The following is a 20,810-nucleotide window of genomic DNA, read 5'->3' on the forward strand; positions in this document are numbered from 1 at the left end:
AGCTGCCGAACGGCAGCTTTTTTATTGTTTAGAATCCATAATCAATGTAATCGGCCCGGAATTCGTCAGCTGAACATCCATCATGGCTCCGAATATTCCGGTTTCCACTTTGACTCCTTTTTCCCGAAGGAGTTCGTTCCACTTTTCATAAAGGAGCACAGCCTGATCCGGTTTAGCCGCATTCATAAAATTCGGGCGTCTCCCTTTCTTCGTTTCGCCGTAAAGCGTAAACTGGGAAACGGATAAAATCTCCCCGCCCGTATCCAAAAGCGATAAATTCATCTTGCCGCTTTCATCATCAAAAATCCGAAGATTCACGATTTTATCCGCCAAGTAAGCGGCATCTTCTTCTGTATCTTCATGAGTGATGCCGACAAGCGCCATAATACCGGGTCCGATCCGGCCGGCGACAGCGCCGTCAACCGTCACACTCGCTTCTGTTACACGCTGAACAACTAACTTCATAGCAAGCTCCTTTTAGTTCATTACCCGGCGGACTGAATAGATGTCTCTGATCTGCTTAATCCGCTCGACCACTTTGTGCAGATGATTGATGTTTTGAATAAAAATCGCCATATGAATCGTAGCGACTTTATTGCGGTCGGATTTGCCGGAGACAGAGGAGATGTTGGTTTTCGTCTCATTTACGGCTTGGAGCACCTCATTTAAAAGCCCGAGACGGTCATACCCCAAAATCTCAATCTCAACGTTATATTCTTTGCGTCTTTGAACCTGTGATTCATGCTCCCACTCAACGGGGATCAGACGTTCCTGCGCTTCATTCGTTTTGACGTTCGGACAGTCATCCCGGTGAACGGATACACCGCGCCCTTTTGTAATAAAACCGACGATATGGTCGCCCGGCACCGGGTTGCAGCATTTCGACAAGCGGACGAGAAGGTTGTCAATGCCTTTTACGCGCACACCCGCTTCCCGTTTTCTCCCTTGCAGATAATGTTTTGGCTCGGAAGTGACTTCCTGAACGATTTTTTCCTGCTCTTCCTGGTCACGCAGCTTCCGTTCTTTTTCGGTGAGCCTGTTGGCCACCTGAAGAGCGGTAATGCCGTTATACCCGACCGCCGCGTACATATCCTCTTCATTTGAGAAATTGAACTTGTCGGCAACTTTTTGAAGATTTTCGAGTGTTAAAACATCTTTCACTTCAAAATCAAGATTTTTAATTTCTTTCTCGACAAGTTCACGGCCTTTTTCGACGTTTTCTTCACGGCGCTGTTTCTTAAAGAATTGGCGGATTTTGTGTTTCGCCTGGGACGTCTGCGCCAGTTTGACCCAGTCTTGACTCGGACCGTATGAATGCTTGGACGTCAGAATCTCGACGATGTCGCCCGTCCGGAGCTTATGGTCAAGCGTCACCATTTTTCCGTTCACTTTCGCCCCGATTGTTTTGTTGCCGATCTCCGAGTGGATCCTGTAGGAAAAATCAATCGGCACAGAGCCTGATGGCAGTTCAATGACATCGCCTTTTGGCGTAAATACGTATACCATGTCAGAAAACAGATCGATTTTCAGCGATTCCATAAATTCTTCCGCATCGGTAGACTCGTTTTGGAATTCCAGAATTTCACGGAACCAGGACAGTTTTTTCTCAAATGTCGCTTCTTCGTTTGCAGCCTTGCCTTCTTTATATGCCCAGTGTGCGGCCACCCCGTATTCAGCGATCTCATGCATCTCAAACGTTCTGATCTGCACTTCCAGCGGATCGCCTTTAGGCCCGATTACGGTCGTATGCAGCGACTGATACATATTCGGCTTAGGCATCGCAATATAATCTTTGAATCTGCCCGGCATCGGCTTCCAGCACGTATGAATAATGCCGAGGACGGCGTAGCAGTCTTTAATGCTTCCGACAAGAATACGGACGGCGAGCAGATCATATATTTCATTAAACTGTTTATTTTGCAGCGCCATCTTGCGGTAAATGCTGTAGATGTGCTTCGGACGTCCTGAAAAGTCCGCTTTGATATTCACTTCTTCGACGCGTTTTTTCACTTCATTGACAACCTCTTCGACATAAAGTTCGCGTTCCGCGCGCTTTTTCTTCATGAGATTGACGATTCTGTAATATTGCTGAGGATTCAAATAACGGAGAGCGGTGTCTTCCAGCTCCCATTTGATTTTTGAAATCCCGAGCCGATGGGCCAGCGGAGCGAAAATTTCCAGCGTCTCATTTGAAATTCTCCGCTGCTTTTCCTGCGGAAGATGCTTTAACGTCCGCATATTGTGAAGGCGATCCGCCAGCTTGATCAATATGACTCTGATATCTTGAGCCATAGCGACAAACATTTTTCGATGGTTTTCCGCCTGCTGCTCCTCTTGAGATTTATACTTAATTTTACCGAGCTTCGTCACGCCGTCGACAAGCATCGCCACTTCTTCAGAAAATGCTTCCTTCAGGTCGTCGAGGGTGACATCCGTGTCCTCTACCACGTCATGCAGAAATCCGCCCGCAATTGTGGAAGAGTCCATTTCCAGATCGACGAGGATCCCCGCCACCTGAATCGGATGAATGATGTACGGCTCACCTGATTTGCGGTACTGTTCGCGATGCGCGTTTTGCGCATACAGGTAAGCTTTCTCAACAAACGCAATCTGCTCCTCCGGCAGATAAGTGCGCGCTTTATCTATTACTTGCTCGGCAGTCAATACTTGTTCGTTCGCCATGGAATCACCTTTTTTAAATGTAAACTGTATTAGTTTATTATCAAGAAAAAAACGAGAGATGTAAAGGGCAGAAGTTCAAAACACCTAAAGAATCTGTCAGGATGATGAAATAATAGGAAAAAAGCACCCTGACACGAGTGCTTTTTTCCATATGCGGTTAATATTTCATTAATGTTAAAATATCGTAATCGTCAAGCTTGTCTCTGCCGTCAAGGTAAGAAAGCTCGATTAAGAACGCAATACCGGCTACGACGCCGCCCAGTTCTTCGACCAGCTTAATTGTTGCTTCGATCGTGCCGCCTGTTGCAAGCAAGTCATCAGTAATCAGCACGCGCTGTCCCGGCAGAATTGCATCTTTATGAATCGTCAGTACGTCTTTTCCGTACTCCAAACCGTAATCGACTTTAATGACCTCACGCGGAAGTTTTCCTTCTTTCCGAACCGGCGCAAAGCCCACTCCGAGAGCGTATGCAACCGGACAGCCGATAATAAAGCCGCGCGCTTCAGGCCCGACAACTAAATCAATTTCTTTTTCTTTTGCATATTCAACAATTTGGTCAGTGGCGTAACGGTATACATCGCCTTTGTCCATCAATGTCGTAATATCTTTAAATTGTACGCCTTCTTTCGGGTAATCGGGCACAATTGTTACGTATTTTTTAAGATCCATCTGTTCTATGTCCTCCTCGTACTTTCATAAGCTTCTGAACCTTGGTTCATCAGCTTATTCAGCCATTCCTTCAGCTCATGGGCTGCGGAATAATTGAGCTTCTGGTCTAATTCCATCAGCTGCTGTTTTACCTGATAGGTTTGCGAATCTGCCAGGTCGCGTTTTTTCGCGCCGCTCACGACAGACAGCACACCATCTTCTATTTTAACAAAACCGAGATCAAAAAACACCTTTGTCATGAAATTGATTGTGTCAATTGACCATCCTCTGTGTCTCGCAAGCTCTGAACCATGCTTGCCGAAGTCAAAAGCGCCCCTTTTCAAGAGAAATGCGTAAAACCACTTGAAATCATTCCGCGATGGAAATGAGGACAGGAAATGTTCTTCATGATTGATAAAAACAAAATAAATCCGTTCCGGCTTCTTTCCGTCAAGCAAATGCTGCAGGCGATCCGCTGACGGCGGCACATCCAGAAAAACGGCATATTTTCCGTCAAGCTGGAGAGCTTCCGCCTCGGATTCCGATGTGATCCCGGCCAGCTCGCCCGACAGCTCTTTTGCACGGAGCTTCTGAGCGGTTTTTTCGTTAAAGCTGATGAGCACCCGTTTTTCCTTCGGCAGCGCGGTGACCGTGTCTTCCCACGTCCGCTTGCCCCTGATATCAAAAAGCTGCCATTCCGGCACCGCAGCGTCTTTAATCATCAGCTGGGGCTTCTTTCTGTTGTTCCATTCATTAATGGACATCTCGCCGACAATGGAAATCGTTGATCCGGGAACAACTCCGGCTTCCAGCTCTCCTTTGTTAAAGCCGACGCAGTCAAGGACGGCGGAATCACTTTTCACCGTCATTTTTACGTGGTTTTTATTCGCTCCGATCAGGCGCACATCATCAAGCACGGCATTTTTCACCATCACATGCGGTTTAGGGTTAAGCATGCCGAACGGCGACAGCATATTCAATTCTGTAATGCTTTCAACGGTTATGTCTTCAACGCCGCAGACAAGATCAACCTCCTGAACGGGAATAAAATCCTCTTCCGTCAGGGTTTCTTCAGCCATTTGATTCAGCCTGTCCCTTAATTCCGCCACATCTTCAGCCTTCAACGTCATTCCGGCCGCCATCGGATGCCCGCCAAAATGAGGAAGAATGTCTCTGCACTGTGAAAGGCTCGTAAAAAGGTTGAAGCCCCTGATGCTTCGCGCCGACCCTTTAGCGATTCCCTGCTCCTCATCTATTCCAAGCACAACAGCGGGACGGTAAAAACGTTCAGCCAGCTTAGATGCGACAATACCGACGACTCCCGGATTCCAGCCGGCTTTTGCCACTACAATGGCAGACGGGTTTCCGCCTTGCTGCTGAACCATTTCAACAGCCTCTTCGGTCATGGTTTTCACCATTTTCTGCCGCTCTTTATTCAGCCGGTCAATATCCGAAGCCAGTTCCTCCGCTTCAAACTGATCTTCGGTCATCAGCAGGTGAACGGCGGGATCGGCCTGTTCTATTCTTCCGACGGCATTGAGCCTCGGTGCGACCTGAAATCCGATCGTTTCCTCATCAGCTTGTCCGATATCTCCGCCGGAAAGCTTAATCAGAGCTTTGAGGCCCGGCCGATTTGTCGTCCGAAGCCTTTCAATTCCGAGTGACGCAATTAATCTGTTTTCATCATGAAGAGGCACCAGATCTGCAACCGTACCGATTGCCGCCAAGTCCAGCATAGCTTCCGGCAAAGAACCCGTAAGCGCGTGGGCAAGCTTAAACGCCACACCGACGCCGGCCAATTCTTTAAACGGATAGCCGCATCCCGGCTGCTTCGGGTGGATGATCGCAAATACGTCAGGAAGCTCGGGTCCCGGCTCATGGTGGTCGGTAATAATGACGTCTAAGCCCAGCTCTTTTGCGACTTCAGCTTCATGGACGGCGGCGATTCCCGTATCCACTGTAATGATCAGCGAAAATCCCCGCTCTTTTATGGAGCGGAAAGCTTGTTCATTCGGGCCGTAGCCTTCTGTAAAACGGTCGGGAATATAAAAGTCAACGTCCGCCGACAGCTGTCTGAGTGCCGTCAGCATCACTGACGTGCTTGTAACGCCGTCTGCATCGTAATCTCCGTAAATCATAATCGGTTCCCCTTGAGAAACCGCCAGTTTTATCCGATCAACTGCTTCCCGCATTCCCTTTAATTCATACGGGTCATAAAAGTCTGCATCCTTTGTATGTAAAAACAGCCTTGCGCTTTCGGCAGTATCAAAACCTCTTTTTACAAGCAGTGATGCCACAAGAGGTGTTATGTCCAATTGTTCTGTGAGTGATTTGACTTTTTCCTGATCCGGCTGCTGGATTTCCCAGCGCATTTTTGACGCTAACATAAATTCACCCCTCAACCACCCTATTATACTAGAGCGGACTGAGGGGTTTCAAATGTTATTCTGATCCTTTTTTCTCTTCAAGCATTTCTTCCGGCGGCGCGGCTGTTTTTTTGCCGTCCGAATCAGCCGTCAATTCACCTGCGGATCTGTTTTCTTTCCGCAGCATTTTAATTTCGCGCTTCAGTTTCATCACTTGAAAGATACCGGCTGAAAACACGATCAGCGCTCCCATTAACACAGAGCCTAAAATGACTAAAATCAGCGGCCATTCAGCGGTTCCGAACAGATAATCAACCTCAACCGCCCGCACGTTAATGACAGCAAAGATGGCGACAATCAGAGTAAATAGTAAAGCGAATATAATAGTCCATTGTTTATTCATGCGTCTGCCCCCAATTATTTTCTTATCTTTTCCCCCATTTTCCCGGGAGTAAACCCCGGCCCTCAGGAAATCCGGGCCGTCAACTGCTCGCGGACCAGCTTTTTCAGTCCGCTTCTTTCTCCCGATATGACGAGGGTGTCCCCTTCTTCAATTACGGTATCAATGCCGGGGCTCAGCTGTTTTTGCCGGTTTTTCTTTACGATCGCAATAATCTGGACGTTGTAATGTTTCTTGATCTCCAAATCTCCGATTGTACGGCTGACAGCCGGTGCATGAGATTCGGCTTTAAACCACTCAATGACGAGGTCATCAAGCGCGACTTCCACAGATTCCAGCGCTTTCGGCTTATACATCATCCCGCCTAAAATAGCGGAAATCTGCCTCGCCTCTTCGTCGTTAAATTCAACGGATGCCAAGCATTCGTCATGATCATTCTCATCGAAGTAATAGAGCTCTTTTCTGCCGTCATCATGAAGAATAATACTGATTTTATCGTGATTTTTCGTAATGACTTCTACTTTCTGGCCGATGCCCGGAAGCTCCGACTCACGAACGTTCATAAGAACCCTCCTACATGTTTTTACAATGATGATTGATTATGTAAGCGTATGTCATTATAGCAAATGCAGGTTTTAAGTTCAATGCGGCCTAAAAAAACAGGCTGCCTTCTGCAAGACAGCCTGTTCCCATTTTACTCTTCGATTGATTTTTTCCCTTTAAATTCTTTACCTTTCCATACAAGCCACAGCTGCGCGGCGATGTAAAGAGAGGAATAAACGCCCGTCAATAAACCGACCAATAAGGCGACGGAGAAGTTTGTAATTGACGATGAGCCCAAAATGAGCAGCACGACGACAACAATCACAACGGTCAAGACCGTATTGATCGAACGTGTAAAGGTTTGCTGCAAGCTCAGATTCACGATATGTTCCAGATCGGCAAATGACTTCGGCTTGCGTTTTTTCATCTGCTCGCGTATCCGGTCAAATGTAACGATCGTATCATTTATCGAGTAACCGATTATGGTGAGAATAGCGGCGATAAAGGTTACGTCAACCTCCAGCCTTGTAATGCTGAAAAACGCGACGATAAAGAAAGCGTCATACAGCAGGGATACAATCGCGGCGATAGCCATTCTGTACTCGAAACGTATTGATACGTAAATAATGATGCCGATTGATGCAATGGCGACAGCATATAAAGCATTACGGGCCAGTTCTTTTCCGACTGTCGGCGATACCGTGCTGACGTTCGGTTCAGATCCGTATTTGTCCTTAAAGTACGTTTTGATTTCAGCGATTTTTTCTTTAGATGGCTCTCCGACAAACCGGGCCGCGGCAACATGGTTCTCTTTACCAGAAAGCACGATGTTTTCCGGCTCCATGCCGAGAGAATCAAAATCTTTTTCAACCTGATGCGCCGTCAAAGAATGATTGCTCTGCACGTCAATCCGCGCGCCGCTTGCAAAATCGATTCCCAGGTTGAGTTTAAAGACCAGTAAGATGATAATTCCCGCAACGGTTACAGCGCTTGAGAAAATAAAGAAATATTTTCGCTTGCTCGTGAAATCCCATTTTTGGAATGCCGTATGCGGTTCAGTATTTTCGTCGGTCTTCTGAATATCCATAATGTGTTTTTTCTTGACGCCGAACCAGCCTTTTTTCCGGTCAAGCCATCTGCTTTCCACGAGAAGGGAGAGCAGGAATCTTGAAAGGAAGACAGCTGTAATAAAGCTTGTCAGAATTGACAAAATCAGCATCGTCGCAAACCCTTTTACAGAGCTTGACCCGAAAATAAAGAGCACGACCGCTGCGATGATCGTTGTGATGTTCGCATCAAAGATCGTCGCGAATGACCGTCTGTTCCCTGAACGGAAAGCTGAGCGGACGGATTTGCCGAGTTTCAGTTCTTCTTTTATCCGTTCATAGGTGATGATGTTGGCGTCAACCGCCATCCCGACACCCAAAATGAGCGCCGCAATACCCGGAAGCGTCAGCACCGCCTGCATCCAGTCAAACACTTGAAGCGTAATATACACGTATACAGAAAGCGTAATTACCGCTATGAGTCCAGGCAGTCTGTAATAAAGCAGCATAAATAAGAAAACAATTGCAATACCGATGATGCCGGCCTCTACCGTATCATGCAAAGCCTGCTGTCCGAATTGCGCCCCTACTGAAGTAGAGTATTTTTCGGTCAGTTTCACAGGCAGCGCGCCCGCGTTTAAAATATTGGCCAAATCCTTCGCTTTTTGAACGGTAAACTGGCCTTCAATCGTGACATCCTTCGTGTTTAATTCCTGGCTCACATTCGGAGCGGATACATATTTCGGATGTTTTTTGCCGACTTCTTTTTTAAATGAATCGCCTTTTTGGTAATCAAGCCAGATCACAAGCTGATTATTAGGCGCCATTTTCTTGACTTTTTTCGTCACTTCGCCGAACTTATCCGCATCCTTCAGCTTAACGCTGACAATCGGTTCGTTCGTCGTCGGATCAAAGGTTTGCTTCGCGCCGTTTTCCACGAGATCAGAGCCGTTTAACAGCTCTTTATCATTCGTATCCCTGAACGAGAGCTGCGCTTCCGTTGACAGAATTTCGCGCGCCCTGTTCTGATTCGTGACGCCCGCCAGCTGTACGCGGATGCGGTTATTTCCTTCAATCTGAATGTTCGGCTCGCTTACGCCGAGAACGTTAGCCCGGCGGTTCAGCGCCTGCACCGTGCTGACGAGCACGTCTTTTGTGATTTTATCGCCTTTTTTGACGGGCTGCACATCGTACAGAACTTCAAACCCGCCGCGTAAATCCAATCCTAACGTAATATTATTGGCAGCCGGTTTTGTAAAATACCCCAGCCCTGTGCCGATCAATAATACAATCAGGAAAAACGCAATCAAGCGTCCTTTTTTCATTATGTATTTCCTCCTTAAACCTATGCCGTCAAATCATTATCTCAGCAGTTCATCTAAAGCTTCCTGACCCTCATCGCTTTCCAGCCAATTAGACGACTTAAAAGCTTCAACGGTTGCATAGTTCATAAAATCGCCAATTTTAACTGATAAAATATGACCGGCCAATTCATGCAGCGGCAGTTCCTTTTTCTGTTTCCACTTTTTATGTATTAAGTATGACCATAAACTCTCGTGCTCAACATCATCGTATCCGAGGATTTTGAACTCTTCAAGTTTACTGTACAAGAAAGGCCGCAAATGATCTTTGTACATTTCGGCGGGATGTTTCTCCACTGGGCGCTCGCTCCTTTTTCCATTTTTCTCGAAGACTTGTCATGCTCGGACGACATCGGCGCATATCTTTATTGTATATGATTCCAGGTAGTTTGAGAAGGCAGGGGTTTATAAAATGGCAAAACAGACTTTTTTAAGGGGCACTCTTATTCTCATCGCAGCCGGGATGATTACGAGAATGCTCGGCTTTGTCAACCGGGTGGTTATCGCCCGGTTTATCGGTGAAGAAGGGGTCGGTTTATACATGATGGCTGCCCCGACATTTTTCTTGGCCACCACTTTGACTCAATTCGGCCTCCCCGTTGCCATCAGCAAACTTGTCGCTGAATCGAGCGCGCGGGGGGACCGGCAGAAAATGAAACATATTTTAGTGATGTCGCTTACCGTCACCGGGATATTAAGTCTCATCTTCACGCCACTGTTTTTATGCTTTGCGCCGATTATGTCCGAAACGATGCTGACGGATCAGCGCACGGTTTACCCGCTTCTGGCGATTACGCCCGTCGTGCCGATTATCGCGATCTCCAGCGTGCTGCGCGGTTACTTTCAGGGCAGGCAGAATATGAACCCGCTGGCGTTTTCCCAAGTACTTGAGCAGATCGTGCGGATTTCACTTGTCGCGGTCTGCACGACGGTGTTTCTGCCGTACGGGATTGAATATGCCGCAGCCGGAGCCATGATTTCGTCTGTCATCGGGGAGCTTGCCTCTCTTATTTATTTATTCATTTGTTTTAAAGCAAATAAAACAATCAGAATCAGAAAACAATTTTTCAAGTCGATCGCAAATGGAAAAGAAACATTCCGCCAGCTGATGAGCGTGTCGCTCCCGACAACCGGAAGCCGCTTCATCGGAAATTTATCTTGGTTTTTTGAACCTATTGTCGTCGCGCAAAGCCTTGCGATTGCAGGAGTGGCCACCGCTGCCGCCACCAGCCAGTACGGGGAGCTGACCGGATTTGCCATGACGGTCTTGACGCTGCCCAGCTTTATAACCTATTCTCTGTCAACGGCACTTGTTCCTGCGATCAGTGAAGGAATGGAGCAAAAAAAGCTGCAAGTTGTCGAATACCGTCTGGAACAGGCGATGCGGCTGTGTCTTTTAAGCGGAGGCATTTCGGTGGTTATTTTATTCTCTTTCGCTGATGAACTGATGTCCGTCATGTACGGATCAACGAATGCGGCGGTATTTGTTAAAGTGATGGCGCCGTTTTTTCTGCTTTACTATTTTCAGGGGCCCCTTCAGGCGGTGCTGCAGGCTCTCAATTTAGCCGGAGCCGCCATGATGAACAGTTTTATCGGCGCCGCTGTCAAAACTGGTCTAATTTTTGTTTTGGCGACCAGGCCTTCCTTGGGCATCATGGGCGCCGCACTTGCGATTGTAACGGGGATGGTCCTTGTCACCCTGCTGCATGCAGCCACCGTAAGCAAGGTGCTTCCGATCAGCATTAAAATAAAAGAATACGCGCTCTGTTTTGCCGTCATATTCATTTGCGGCTATGTCAGCCGCATCATCAAGCACGCCGTTCATTTTTCAGGGTCAGAGGCTGTTAATCTCACAGGCTGGATTGCAATGACCGCGATTTTGTATATAGCGCTTCTTCTGTTATTCAGGCTGATTAAAAGGGAAGAGCTGATCCGGATTCCGGTCATCGGCAAGTTCGTGACGCGGTGAAACCGATTCATGGCTCCCCTTTTTCATCTTTAAGATCAATAAAAAAAGCGCCGTCCGTAAACGTGCAGAATGATATAACCGAAAGATCGCGATATCCTCTTTTTGCTAAATTTTTTTCGAGCCAGTGTTTATCTTTCCCGATTCTGTCCAGATGCTCGTTCTGAATGACCCCGTCAACGATAAGCGATGTTTCCATCTGCTTATCCTTATTGTTTTTCTTTTTGACGATCGACAGTTTGCCTGAAGACTCCAGAATGGCGTATGACACGTCAGAGATTCTATCGATGTTATTCTCCCTCAGCTGCATAAGAAGATCGTCAAAATTGTAGCGCTGCGATCTCATCGCCCGTTCATCAATTTTTCCCTGTTTGATAATAATGGTGGGTTTTCCGTCAAGCAGCTGCCGTATTTTTTGGCTTTTGAGCGAAATAAAAGCAAGGCTTACTTGAATAATCATTAAAACGACAATCGGCACAATTGTATGCAAAAGCTTATCTTTTACATTTTCAATTGCCAATACGGCAATCTCGGCAATCATAATGGAGACGACAAGGTCTAAAATGCTCAGTTCTCCGATTTCCCGTTTTCCCATCAGTCTGAAAATCACAAGAATGATAAAATAAAGCACAATCGTACGAAACGTAATAATGAAAATATCTTCCATATCGCACCTCCAACGGTCATAGCATTTGCCATCGGCTCTGAATTATGTAAGAAACGGGCTGAACATCATGCATTTACGTCTAATTCGAACATTCAGAGAATACATTTAGAAAAAGACAGGCTCCGGCTTGTCATATATCAGGCCGCAGAGCGGAGAGGAGATAAAAATGGAAGAAACGAAACAAGTGGGAAGAGGCGTCTTGTACGGCTTAGTGGCTATCTTTGCGGTGATGCTTCTTACGAGTTTGGCGATTTCGCTTTTACTGACGGTTACCTCAATGGAAGAGTCATCTTTCAGCTGGCTGATCACCGCGCTTTCCTTTCTTTCTTTATTTGCGGGCGGTTTTATATCGGGCGGCAAAGCGAAAGAAAAAGGCTGGATGATCGGAGCGTTAACCGCCGTCTGTTTTTCATTAATCATCTTGCTGTTTCAATATTTAGGGTTCGGAAAAACGTTTACATCCGGTCAGCTTTTGTTTCATCTCGGCTTTTTGGGAGTCAGTATGCTGGGCGGCATTTTCGGAGTGAATTTGAAAGGAAGCAGATCAGCGTAATAAAAAAAGAGCGGATTCTCCGCTCTTTTTTTGTATGTATGAGCTTCGCTGTTATTCAGCGGAAGCTTCTCTGATTGCGCGGCGGTCAAATGTTAAACGGGTGTTATCACCTGTTTTAATGACGACCTTGCTTTCATCAATTGAATCAACAGTGCCGTGCAATCCTCCGATTGTCACCACTGTATCCCCTTTTTTCAGCTCTTCCTGCATCTGGCGTACGGCCTTCTGCTGCTTTTGCTGCGGACGGATGAGCAGGAAATAAAGCACTGCAAACATTAAAATAATAGGAACGATTGTACCTAAAGTACCCATCTGTTTCCCTCCCTTCAAGAATGGTTTTATTTAGAAGCTTTTCGCATTTGGCTTATTATAGCCGTAACGCTCAAAGAACTCTTCTCGGAAATCACCAAGACGATCCTCCCGGATGGCTTGTCTGACCTGCTCCATTAAGTGTAACAGAAAATGAAGGTTATGGTAAGTTGTTAATCGAATTCCAAACGTTTCATTACAGCGGATCAAATGTCTGATGTAAGCGCGGGAGTAATTTTTGCATGTATGGCAGCTGCACTCTTCATCAATCGGACGGAAATCACGCTCATATTTGGCGTTTTTCATATTCAGACGCCCTTCATTCGTAAACACCGTGCCGTTTCGGGCAATCCGGGTCGGCAGTACGCAGTCAAACATATCCACGCCGCGAATGGCGCCGTCAATTAAGGCATCCGGTGAACCCACACCCATTAAATATCTCGGCTTGTCCTTCGGTAAAAGCGGAGTTGTAAACTCAAGCACTCGGTTCATGACGTGCTTCGGCTCGCCGACAGATAACCCGCCTATGGCATAACCCGGAAAATCAAGCGAAACCAAGTCTTTTGCACTTTGTGTCCGCAGGTCTTCGTATTCTCCGCCCTGTACGATTCCGAACAGCCCCTGCTCATCTGAGCGCCCGTGCGCCTCCAGGCAGCGTTCCGCCCAGCGGCTGGTCCGTTCCACAGAGCGTTTCATGTAATCATACTCTGCCGGATACGGCGGACACTCATCAAACGCCATCATGATATCAGAGCCGAGGGCGTTTTGAATTTCCATCGCTTTTTCCGGAGATAAAAACAGCTTGTCTCCGTTTAAGTGATTGCGGAAATGAACGCCTTCTTCTTCTATATTACGAAACTTGCTCAATGAAAAGACCTGAAAACCGCCGGAATCCGTTAAAATCGCGCGGTCCCAGTTCATAAACTTATGAAGCCCGCCCGCTTCTTTTACAATGTCATGTCCCGGGCGGAGCCATAAATGGTACGTATTGCTTAAAATAATGCCCGCATCCATAGATTTCAGCTCGTCCGGAGACATCGTCTTTACCGTAGCAAGCGTGCCGACCGGCATAAATACAGGCGTTTCAAAGGAGCCGTGGGGCGTATGGACTCTGCCCAGGCGCGCTCCCGTTTGTTTGCATTCCTTTATAAATTCATAACGTATCGGTTGTTCAGCCACTTTGTATGAGGCCTCCTGTCATTCAAATTAGATAATCAGCATGGCGTCGCCAAAGCTGAAGAAACGATATTCCTCTTCTACCGCATGACGGTAGGCGGAAAGAACATGCTCTCTGCCGGCAAGCGCAGAAACGAGCATAATAAGGGAAGATTTCGGCAGATGAAAATTGGTGATCATGCCGTCAATCGCTTTAAATTCATATCCCGGATAAATGAAGATGGACGTCCAGCCGCTTGAAGCGGTAAATACGCCGTCATGCTCGCCGGCAATGGTTTCCAGGGTGCGCGTTGATGTCGTCCCGACCGACACGATACGCCCTCCCGCCTTTCTGACCTCGTTTAAAGAGGCGGCGGTTTCTTCCGTCATTTCATAAAATTCCGCGTGCATGTTATGCTCTTCCACATCATCCGCACTGACCGGGCGGAATGTGCCGAGTCCCACATGAAGTGTGATAAATTCAATCCGCACACCTTTTTGCTTCAGCTCGTCCAGAATCTCTTCCGTAAAATGAAGTCCGGCCGTCGGAGCTGCGGCAGATCCGATTTCTTTTGAAAAGACGGTCTGATACCGTTCTTTATCATCAAGCTGCTCTTTAATATAAGGAGGCAGCGGCATTTCACCGAGTGATTCAAGCACTTCGTAAAAAATCCCGTCATACCGGAATTCTATTTTTCTGCCTCCGTGATCAAGCTCCTCCGTGCAGACCGCTGTCAGCCGGCCGTCGCCAAATGTCAGGACCGTTCCTTTTTTTACGCGTTTCGCCGGCTTTACGAGCGTTTCCCATGTATCATTTTCTTCCTGTTTTAATAACAGAAGCTCCACTTTCGCTCCCGTATCTTCTTTTGTGCCGAATAATCTTGCAGGCAGCACACGGGTATTGTTCAAGACGAGGCAATCCCCTTCATTAAAAAAGCTTACAATCTCTTTAAATGAACTGTCCGTCAGCCCGCCCGTCTGTTTGTCGAGCACCATCAGCCGCGATGCGTCACGCTCTTTAAGCGGCACTTGGGCAATGAGGCGTTCAGGCAGTTCAAAATCAAATAAATCGACTTTCATCATTTCACCTTAATTCTGTCTATTGTTATTTCATTCTGCCGAAAAAATTAAGCAGAATGGATAGTATCACACTGATCACAATACAAGTAACAACGGGAAAGAAAAATGTAACATTTCCCTTCTTAACGAAAATATCTCCGGGCAGCCTTCCGACAAAGTGCCAGACTGCGCCGGCAATAAGCAAAACGGCACCGAGAACCATGAGAACCTTCGGAAAGTCAGTCACGGGCGGGCGCCTCCAATCGAAAATGTTCATACACAGCCGGAGTCACGACCCGTCCCCTCGGCGTCCTCTGGAGAAATCCGATCTGCAGCAGATACGGTTCGTACACATCCTCTATTGTATGCGGTTCTTCGCCGATTGTCGCGGAAATCGTATCAAGGCCGACAGGACCGCCGCTGAATTTTTCGATCATGCCCATCAGCAGCTTATGGTCGATATGGTCAAGGCCGAGCGCATCGACTTGAAGACGTTCGAGCGCGTCGTGAGCGATTTCTTCCGTGATGCGGCTGTCGCCGAGCACCTGGGCAAAATCTCTCACCCTTCTGAGCAGACGGTTTGCAACCCGCGGCGTTCCCCTTGACCGTCTGGCGATTTCCAGAGCCGGGGCTTTTTCGATATCCACTTCAAAAACGTCAGCCGTTCTTGACACGATATCTGTCAGCTCTTCCTGCGTATAGTATTCAAGGCGCGACAGCACCCCGAACCGGTCTCTGAGCGGTGCGGTCAATAATCCGACCCTTGTCGTCGCTCCTACAAGCGTAAAAGGGGGAAGGTCGAGACGGACGGAGCGGGCGGACGGGCCTTTTCCAATGACGATATCAAGGCAGAAATCCTCCATCGCCGGGTACAGCACTTCCTCAATTGAGCGGTTCAGCCTGTGAATTTCGTCTATAAACAGCACATCCCCTGGTTCGAGCGCCGTCAAAATGGCTGCCAAATCCCCCGGTCTTTCGATGGCGGGACCTGACGTCGTCCGCATCTCCACACCCATCTCATTGGCCACGATAGACGCAAGCGTTGTTTTCCCGAGACCCGGAGGCCCGTATAAAAGAACGTGGTCCAGCGTTTCCTGCCTCATTTTCGCCGCATCGATAAACACGCGCAGATTTTCTTTCACTTTCTTTTGGCCGATATACTGGGCGAGATTCTGCGGCCTGAGGCTTTGCTCGATTATTGATTCATGGCTGTCTGCTTCACTTGAAACGAGCCGTTCATCCATGAACATCACCTTACTTTAATAATTTTTGCAATGCTTTTTTCACATATTGATCTGTTGAAAGCGCCGTTTCCTCTTTTAAGTGAGGAAGCACTTTTTTAATTTCTTTTTCGGCGTAGCCGAGAACCCGGAGCGCTTCAAGCGCCTCGTCAAGCGCCGTTTCAGCCTCTTGTTTTTCAATGCGCGCTTCATGATTGAACAGGTTGTCAATCATTTCAGGCACGACGTCGGCCAGTTTGCCTTTCAAATCAAGAATAATCTGCCGCGCCGTTTTTTTGCCCACACCCGGAAATTTCACCAAAAAGGCTTCATCTTCCTGTTCGATCGCTTCGATGACGGCTCCGGGATCACCGGAACCGAGGATGGCGAGCGCCCCTTTCGGCCCGATGCCGGTGACGTTCAGCAGCTTTGTGAAAAGCGCTTTTTCTTCCCGGGTTGAAAAACCGTACAAAGAAAAGGCATCTTCTTTTATATGATGATACGTAAAAATGGTCTCTTGATTGCTTACCTTATAAATAAACGGATTCGGAGTGAAGACCTGATAGCCGATTCCGCCGTTTTCAATCACGATGTATTGGGGAGATACATAATCAATCGTCCCCTTCACGAATTCAATCACACCTATTCACCTCTTTGACTGCTTATCATTGTAACACAAAAACAGCCAAAGTCTTATAGAAAAGTTAACGTATGTTCGCTTTGACACCTTCCATTCAGAAAAAAAAAGACATGTGTCACATGTCTTGCGTCAAAGTCAGCCGCTGTAAGTCTTAATATGATCGATCACGCTCTCAAACTCCGCTTTTGTCCTGTACGGTATGCCGTGTTCCAAGTGCTTTTGCAATCGGCTTTCCAGCCTTTCTATATCAATCTGGAAGAAAGACTGAATCGGCTCGGCCAGCGATCCGGGACGGCCGTGAAAAGTGGAGATGACGCCCCCGTCCGTGACCCCGATATAACCGTTAACCTTACTGAGCGGAGAAATGTCATCAACATGCTTACGGAAAAGGACGAAGCCTTTTTTCTGCTCAACGAGCGTCCAGCCGGCATATGCGGCCCAAAAATCCTCCATCGCTAAAACGGTTTCATCCGTATGTTCAATGCCGACATCACCGTCAAGATAGACCTTTTCCAGCTGGACGTGCACCCGAAGCGGCCCGTAATGCTCAACCTCCGCCCCGTATGCGCCTTTTCCTCCGCAAATCAGGACTGCAGCCGATAAGACAAGCATAAACAATAGACGAGCACCGCAAATTCGTTTCACCAATAACACCTCTTTATTCAATCAAACTCTTGATGCTAGTTTGACCAAAGATGCCGGTGCTTAATCGTTTTCTTTCATTTGTCTGTTTCAGCCGAAAAAAAAGCAGCTCTCTAAATGAGGGCTGCTGCGATGATTATGCCCGGCCGGCTGAAATCAGTTTCATTTGTCCGGGCGTCAGTTTGAGCCGGTATCCCCTTACGGTCAGATACACAGTTTTTGCTCCGCGGCTTTTGTCATGCTCCGTTTTTTTCATTCCGGCCCCTCCGTTACGTTTTATTACTTTTATGTTAACACCGCAATATAAAGAGCGTTTTAAGAATATGTAAAGAAATGATGAAGCTTTATTCATAAAAATACTGCCGGATGAAATCATCCGGCAGTCCCGTTTAACGGCTGTTTCTGTTCATGTCTTGCAGCTTTGTAAAAGTAGCGTTGTCGGTAAACACTTGAATTGTACGGCCGTCCGCGAATTTTTTGGCCGCATGTTTGACATGTTTATCATCAGTTTTCGTAAAAGGATGATTTGTTCTGACGGCAATGACGACTCTCGTGTCAGTCACGATAACCTGACTATCCTGTACGCCTTTTACTTTTTTCACGCGGTTTGCAACTTTTGCCGCCAACCTGATGTTTTCGGCGTTGTCATACCCATTATAAGACATTGCTGTCGGCGGCGTATTGGCATTTCGGCCATTATATGTGCCGTCCGTCGTTAACGGAACCCCGTCATTAGGCGCGTACTGATCGGACACGTTTGTCGTATTATGACGGCCGTTTCGGTTTTCCATCATTTCAGAAACGGGTCCTTGATGGTCCATGCCGTACTGGCCTCTGCCGTTACCATTATCATTCGAATAATATCCGACCGGACGTGTTGACTGGTTGTAGCGTCCGTCATTCATGGCATTATTTGCTCCGCATGCCGTTAAGCTTGCCGTCACGGCTAAAACGCCCGCGATCGTCATCAGTTTTTTACCCAATGGAAAAACCCCCCGTGGATTCATCGCTGTTTTGAGCGTTTTCCGCTCATGTTTAGGATGCGCGGCGGGCGGCGGGTTTAAGCTTGTCAGTTATGTCCATTCCTCAGTTGGACATAAAAAAAGGAACGACATACATCGTCCCGAAACATTAATCTTCTTCTTCCTCCGGCCGTCCGAATACTTGATTTGGACTCGGCTGATTCGGCGCGGCATTAGGATTTGCTCCGCCGTAAGGCATAAAATATCCGGCGTTTGCACCCATATTCGGATACGGCTGCACAGGTATATTTGCGTGATGGTGATGTGAACCGTGGTGATGGTGGTGGTGATGATGTGAATCATGGCAGCCGCAATCATCATCCTTATATTTCCCATCATGATGAGGCGCGTTTGCGTAATGTGACGAATATCCGCCGTAATACGGCATTTGACCGTACGGAGCACCGCCGAAACCAGATGCAGAACCATCATAATGCTCTGCATTTTCATGGGCCTGGTTTTCAAATTCACCGTAACCCGCATGCGGCCCAAATCCCGGATGATGGAATCCGTACGGTAACGGCATCGGCATGACCGGAAAGCCTCCAAAACCTCCTCCAAAACCGCCGAAACCTCCGCCTACCGGGAAGCACGGATGGCATAGTCCCGAACCCGGCAGCATCGGTGTCACCGGAACCGGACAAGGACAAGGCATGCACGGCATCGGGTAATGCATAAAAGGCGGTTCAACGGCCGGCATATTCGGAAACGGGACATTCGGAATGTTTGGCATATTCGGCAGATGATAAGCGGCGTTTTCTTCTTCCATCTTTCCGGCTTCAGGCGCCTTTGGCATATTCGGGTAATTCGCGTTTTCCATGTTGATCATTTCCTCCTGTTGTGGAATGTTATTGTCATGCTCTTTTTCTTTCGGCTCGACAAAATGTGTCACCGGTTCCTCCGGCTTAGGAGGCGACCACGGCTGAAACAGCTGATTGGACGGGTAATATTGGTTCATATCAGCTTCCGGCAGCACATTTTCATGCTTTTCAGGGATTGGCGGCACATACGGAATTGACGGCTTTGGTTCTTCTGGTATGGTGTCTTCAATGTCCACAACTGATTTCGGTTTTTCTTTGGCATATGGATGCTCATGCTTATGCGCAGACGTTCCGAAGCCGGCCTTAGGTTCTTTTCTGACCGGAACGGCTTCGGAAGGCACCTTTATCTTCATTCCAGGCATAATTAAGTCTGGATTGCTAAGCTGATGATTCAGTTTTTTTAACTCTTCAAGATCAACTCCGTATTTTTCAGCTATTTTCCAGAGCGAATCGCCTTTTTGAACGATATGAATTTTCAACGTTTTCCCCTCCTATGCACAAAACGTGAACGGTACATTTGTCATTACAATACGTTTCTTCACACTATATGCCGATGGACTGGGCATGATGATAAAAAATTTGGGAAGGAGGGGAATTTTTTATAATTACGTATGACTCAGCATTCTGTTCAAAGCACGAAGCGCTTCTGTCCGAACCGCTTCCGGAACTTTAATGACACCCTTCGGCTCGCCTTTTTCAAGCTGCTCAAGCGACCACAATAAATGCGGCAGGTCGATTCTGTTCATAGTCAGACACGGACACATATCGGGATTCAATGATTCAATCTGTTTATCCGGATGCGAGTGAATAAGGCGCTGGACAAGATTCATTTCCGTGCCGATCGCCCATTTGCTTCCCGGTTCAGCCTGTTCGATCGTATCAATAATGTATTTGGTAGACCCGCTGTCGTCACTGAGCGAGACCACTTCCCGCGAACATTCCGGATGAACGATAATGCGGATGCCGGAATCCCGCTGCCGCAGCTGAGAAATATTTTCCGCTGTAAACTTTTCGTGTACGGAGCAATGCCCTTTCCAAAGGATAACCTTAATGTTTTCCGGATGGTCAGTAAGCAATCGGTTCTGTCCCGGGTCCCATACAGCCATTTCTGTCAGCGGAATGCCGAGGTCATAGGCCGTATTTCTGCCTAAATGCTGATCCGGCAAAAATAAAATTCTCTCTTTTTGTTTAAAAGCCCATTTCAGCACACTCCGGGCATTCGAAGAGGTGACGGTCGCTCCTCCGTGCCGTCCGACGAATGCTTTAATTTCCGCCGTCGAGTTAACATATGTTAACGGAATGATGGTGTTACCGTACAGTTCTTGAAGCTCTTGCCATGCTTTGTCCGTCTGCTGAATATCTGCCATATCAGCCATCGAGCATCCGGCGCGCATGTCGGGCAAAATGACGGTTTGGTTATCATCAGTCAGCATATCAGCGGTTTCCGCCATAAAATGCACGCCGCAAAACACAATATATTCCGCCTCTTTATTTTTTTCTGCCACTTGAGCAAGCTGCAGGGAGTCACCTGCCGTATCGGCGAATTGTATCACTTCGTCTTTTTGATAGTGATGCCCCGGAATGAACAGGCGCTTTCCGAAAGCCCGTTTAATGGCGGCGACCCGCTTTTCCATTTCTCCTGTGCTCATGTCTTTATAATGGCTCGGCATCATTTCGGCTGATGCAGTTAGCACGTCAAAAATAGACAT

General features: G+C 47.5%; 22 protein-coding genes. 2 read left to right on the forward strand and 20 right to left on the reverse strand.

Features of this window, described 5'->3' with window-relative positions; genetic code table 11:
- Positions 1 to 21: 21 nt before the first annotated feature.
- The 8 genes from dtd to G9F50_RS07595 all read right to left on the reverse strand — a co-directional run bounded on the left by dtd (position 22) and on the right by G9F50_RS07595 (position 9,344).
- Positions 22 to 465 carry a D-aminoacyl-tRNA deacylase gene (gene dtd / locus G9F50_RS07560; RefSeq protein WP_007408194.1) on the reverse strand — a complete coding sequence of 148 codons (444 nt, stop codon included), beginning with the start codon at positions 463 to 465 and terminating at the stop codon, positions 22 to 24.
- 12 nt (positions 466 to 477) lie between these two features.
- The gene (gene relA, locus G9F50_RS07565; protein ID WP_060562669.1) at positions 478 to 2,682 is read right to left on the reverse strand and encodes a GTP diphosphokinase; all 2,205 of its coding nucleotides are present in this window, start codon (positions 2,680 to 2,682) and stop codon (positions 478 to 480) included.
- 157 nt (positions 2,683 to 2,839) lie between these two features.
- On the reverse strand, positions 2,840 to 3,352 hold the full coding sequence (locus tag G9F50_RS07570) for an adenine phosphoribosyltransferase (protein WP_003152714.1): 513 nt from the start codon (positions 3,350 to 3,352) through the stop codon (positions 2,840 to 2,842).
- Between the two features lie 5 nt (positions 3,353 to 3,357).
- Positions 3,358 to 5,718, reverse strand: coding sequence for a single-stranded-DNA-specific exonuclease RecJ (gene recJ / locus G9F50_RS07575; RefSeq protein WP_031378915.1), 2,361 nt, complete (start codon positions 5,716 to 5,718; stop codon positions 3,358 to 3,360).
- A gap of 55 nt (positions 5,719 to 5,773) precedes the next feature.
- Positions 5,774 to 6,100, reverse strand: a complete 327-nt coding sequence (locus G9F50_RS07580) for a LapA family protein (protein ID WP_003152709.1) — start codon at positions 6,098 to 6,100, stop codon at positions 5,774 to 5,776.
- Between the two features lie 62 nt (positions 6,101 to 6,162).
- The gene (locus tag G9F50_RS07585; RefSeq protein ID WP_165406529.1) at positions 6,163 to 6,660 is read right to left on the reverse strand and encodes a cation:proton antiporter regulatory subunit; all 498 of its coding nucleotides are present in this window, start codon (positions 6,658 to 6,660) and stop codon (positions 6,163 to 6,165) included.
- Between the two features lie 131 nt (positions 6,661 to 6,791).
- A complete protein-coding gene (secDF, locus tag G9F50_RS07590; RefSeq protein WP_060562673.1) occupies positions 6,792 to 9,011 on the reverse strand; it encodes a protein translocase subunit SecDF in 2,220 nt (739 codons plus the stop codon).
- A gap of 36 nt (positions 9,012 to 9,047) precedes the next feature.
- Positions 9,048 to 9,344, reverse strand: coding sequence for a post-transcriptional regulator (locus G9F50_RS07595; protein WP_007408189.1), 297 nt, complete (start codon positions 9,342 to 9,344; stop codon positions 9,048 to 9,050).
- Positions 9,345 to 9,459: 115 nt separating this feature from the next.
- Between G9F50_RS07595 and spoVB the strand changes: the two genes are divergently transcribed.
- Positions 9,460 to 11,016 carry a stage V sporulation protein B gene (gene spoVB, locus G9F50_RS07600; RefSeq protein WP_165417725.1) on the forward strand — a complete coding sequence of 519 codons (1,557 nt, stop codon included), beginning with the start codon at positions 9,460 to 9,462 and terminating at the stop codon, positions 11,014 to 11,016.
- A gap of 7 nt (positions 11,017 to 11,023) precedes the next feature.
- Here the strand turns inward: spoVB and G9F50_RS07605 are convergent, their stop codons facing one another.
- Positions 11,024 to 11,680, reverse strand: coding sequence for a DUF421 domain-containing protein (locus tag G9F50_RS07605; protein ID WP_003152699.1), 657 nt, complete (start codon positions 11,678 to 11,680; stop codon positions 11,024 to 11,026).
- Positions 11,681 to 11,846: 166 nt separating this feature from the next.
- Here G9F50_RS07605 and G9F50_RS07610 point away from each other — a divergent pair, with 166 nt between their 5' ends.
- The gene (locus tag G9F50_RS07610; RefSeq protein ID WP_003152697.1) at positions 11,847 to 12,233 is read left to right on the forward strand and encodes a TIGR04086 family membrane protein; all 387 of its coding nucleotides are present in this window, start codon (positions 11,847 to 11,849) and stop codon (positions 12,231 to 12,233) included.
- A 51-nt stretch (positions 12,234 to 12,284) separates the two neighbouring features.
- Here G9F50_RS07610 and yajC read toward each other — a convergent pair whose 3' ends face one another.
- The 11 genes from yajC to nadA form a co-directional block, all read right to left on the reverse strand.
- Complete coding sequence (gene yajC / locus G9F50_RS07615) at positions 12,285 to 12,545, reverse strand: preprotein translocase subunit YajC (protein ID WP_007408187.1); 261 nt, start codon at positions 12,543 to 12,545, stop codon at positions 12,285 to 12,287.
- Between the two features lie 30 nt (positions 12,546 to 12,575).
- On the reverse strand, positions 12,576 to 13,721 hold the full coding sequence (gene tgt / locus G9F50_RS07620; RefSeq protein WP_007408186.1) for a tRNA guanosine(34) transglycosylase Tgt: 1,146 nt from the start codon (positions 13,719 to 13,721) through the stop codon (positions 12,576 to 12,578).
- 27 nt (positions 13,722 to 13,748) lie between these two features.
- Positions 13,749 to 14,777, reverse strand: a complete 1,029-nt coding sequence (queA, locus tag G9F50_RS07625) for a tRNA preQ1(34) S-adenosylmethionine ribosyltransferase-isomerase QueA (protein ID WP_003152692.1) — start codon at positions 14,775 to 14,777, stop codon at positions 13,749 to 13,751.
- A 25-nt stretch (positions 14,778 to 14,802) separates the two neighbouring features.
- Positions 14,803 to 15,003, reverse strand: coding sequence for a DUF2905 domain-containing protein (locus G9F50_RS07630; protein ID WP_003152687.1), 201 nt, complete (start codon positions 15,001 to 15,003; stop codon positions 14,803 to 14,805).
- Positions 14,996 to 16,000, reverse strand: a complete 1,005-nt coding sequence (gene ruvB, locus G9F50_RS07635) for a Holliday junction branch migration DNA helicase RuvB (protein WP_007408185.1) — start codon at positions 15,998 to 16,000, stop codon at positions 14,996 to 14,998. The genes G9F50_RS07630 and ruvB overlap by 8 nt, the downstream gene beginning before the upstream one ends.
- Positions 16,001 to 16,010: 10 nt before the next feature.
- Positions 16,011 to 16,616: a Holliday junction branch migration protein RuvA gene (gene ruvA / locus G9F50_RS07640; protein ID WP_003152683.1), complete on the reverse strand. Its 606-nt coding sequence runs from the start codon at positions 16,614 to 16,616 to the stop codon at positions 16,011 to 16,013.
- 135 nt (positions 16,617 to 16,751) lie between these two features.
- Complete coding sequence (locus G9F50_RS07645) at positions 16,752 to 17,261, reverse strand: intercompartmental signaling factor BofC (RefSeq protein ID WP_025285052.1); 510 nt, start codon at positions 17,259 to 17,261, stop codon at positions 16,752 to 16,754.
- A gap of 133 nt (positions 17,262 to 17,394) precedes the next feature.
- Positions 17,395 to 17,514, reverse strand: coding sequence for a hypothetical protein (locus tag G9F50_RS20755; protein WP_007612850.1), 120 nt, complete (start codon positions 17,512 to 17,514; stop codon positions 17,395 to 17,397).
- A gap of 133 nt (positions 17,515 to 17,647) precedes the next feature.
- Positions 17,648 to 18,241 carry a YhcN/YlaJ family sporulation lipoprotein gene (locus G9F50_RS07650; protein WP_060562674.1) on the reverse strand — a complete coding sequence of 198 codons (594 nt, stop codon included), beginning with the start codon at positions 18,239 to 18,241 and terminating at the stop codon, positions 17,648 to 17,650.
- A gap of 148 nt (positions 18,242 to 18,389) precedes the next feature.
- On the reverse strand, positions 18,390 to 19,580 hold the full coding sequence (gene safA / locus G9F50_RS07655; RefSeq protein ID WP_060562675.1) for a SafA/ExsA family spore coat assembly protein: 1,191 nt from the start codon (positions 19,578 to 19,580) through the stop codon (positions 18,390 to 18,392).
- A gap of 126 nt (positions 19,581 to 19,706) precedes the next feature.
- On the reverse strand, positions 19,707 to 20,810 hold the full coding sequence (nadA, locus tag G9F50_RS07660; RefSeq protein WP_025649684.1) for a quinolinate synthase NadA: 1,104 nt from the start codon (positions 20,808 to 20,810) through the stop codon (positions 19,707 to 19,709).

Source organism: Bacillus sp. EKM206B (assembly GCF_011066015.1).
Lineage (GTDB): Bacteria > Bacillota > Bacilli > Bacillales > Bacillaceae > Bacillus > Bacillus velezensis.

Bases quoted from the DNA above. Each gene is read 5' to 3' on its own strand.
- dtd (WP_007408194.1), bottom strand. From the start codon at position 465: ATGAAGTTAGTTGTTCAGCGTGTAACAGAAGCGAGTGTGACGGTTGAC.
- relA (WP_060562669.1), bottom strand. From the start codon at position 2,682: ATGGCGAACGAACAAGTATTGACTGCCGAGCAAGTAATAGATAAAGCG.
- G9F50_RS07570 (WP_003152714.1), bottom strand. From the start codon at position 3,352: ATGGATCTTAAAAAATACGTAACAATTGTGCCCGATTACCCGAAAGAA.
- recJ (WP_031378915.1), bottom strand. From the start codon at position 5,718: ATGTTAGCGTCAAAAATGCGCTGGGAAATCCAGCAGCCGGATCAGGAA.
- G9F50_RS07580 (WP_003152709.1), bottom strand. From the start codon at position 6,100: ATGAATAAACAATGGACTATTATATTCGCTTTACTATTTACTCTGATT.
- G9F50_RS07585 (WP_165406529.1), bottom strand. From the start codon at position 6,660: ATGAACGTTCGTGAGTCGGAGCTTCCGGGCATCGGCCAGAAAGTAGAA.
- secDF (WP_060562673.1), bottom strand. From the start codon at position 9,011: ATGAAAAAAGGACGCTTGATTGCGTTTTTCCTGATTGTATTATTGATC.
- spoVB (WP_165417725.1), top strand. From the start codon at position 9,460: ATGGCAAAACAGACTTTTTTAAGGGGCACTCTTATTCTCATCGCAGCC.
- G9F50_RS07605 (WP_003152699.1), bottom strand. From the start codon at position 11,680: ATGGAAGATATTTTCATTATTACGTTTCGTACGATTGTGCTTTATTTT.
- G9F50_RS07610 (WP_003152697.1), top strand. From the start codon at position 11,847: ATGGAAGAAACGAAACAAGTGGGAAGAGGCGTCTTGTACGGCTTAGTG.
- yajC (WP_007408187.1), bottom strand. From the start codon at position 12,545: ATGGGTACTTTAGGTACAATCGTTCCTATTATTTTAATGTTTGCAGTG.
- queA (WP_003152692.1), bottom strand. From the start codon at position 14,777: ATGAAAGTCGATTTATTTGATTTTGAACTGCCTGAACGCCTCATTGCC.
- ruvB (WP_007408185.1), bottom strand. From the start codon at position 16,000: ATGGATGAACGGCTCGTTTCAAGTGAAGCAGACAGCCATGAATCAATA.
- G9F50_RS20755 (WP_007612850.1), bottom strand. From the start codon at position 17,514: ATGAAAAAAACGGAGCATGACAAAAGCCGCGGAGCAAAAACTGTGTAT.
- nadA (WP_025649684.1), bottom strand. From the start codon at position 20,810: ATGTCTATTTTTGACGTGCTAACTGCATCAGCCGAAATGATGCCGAGC.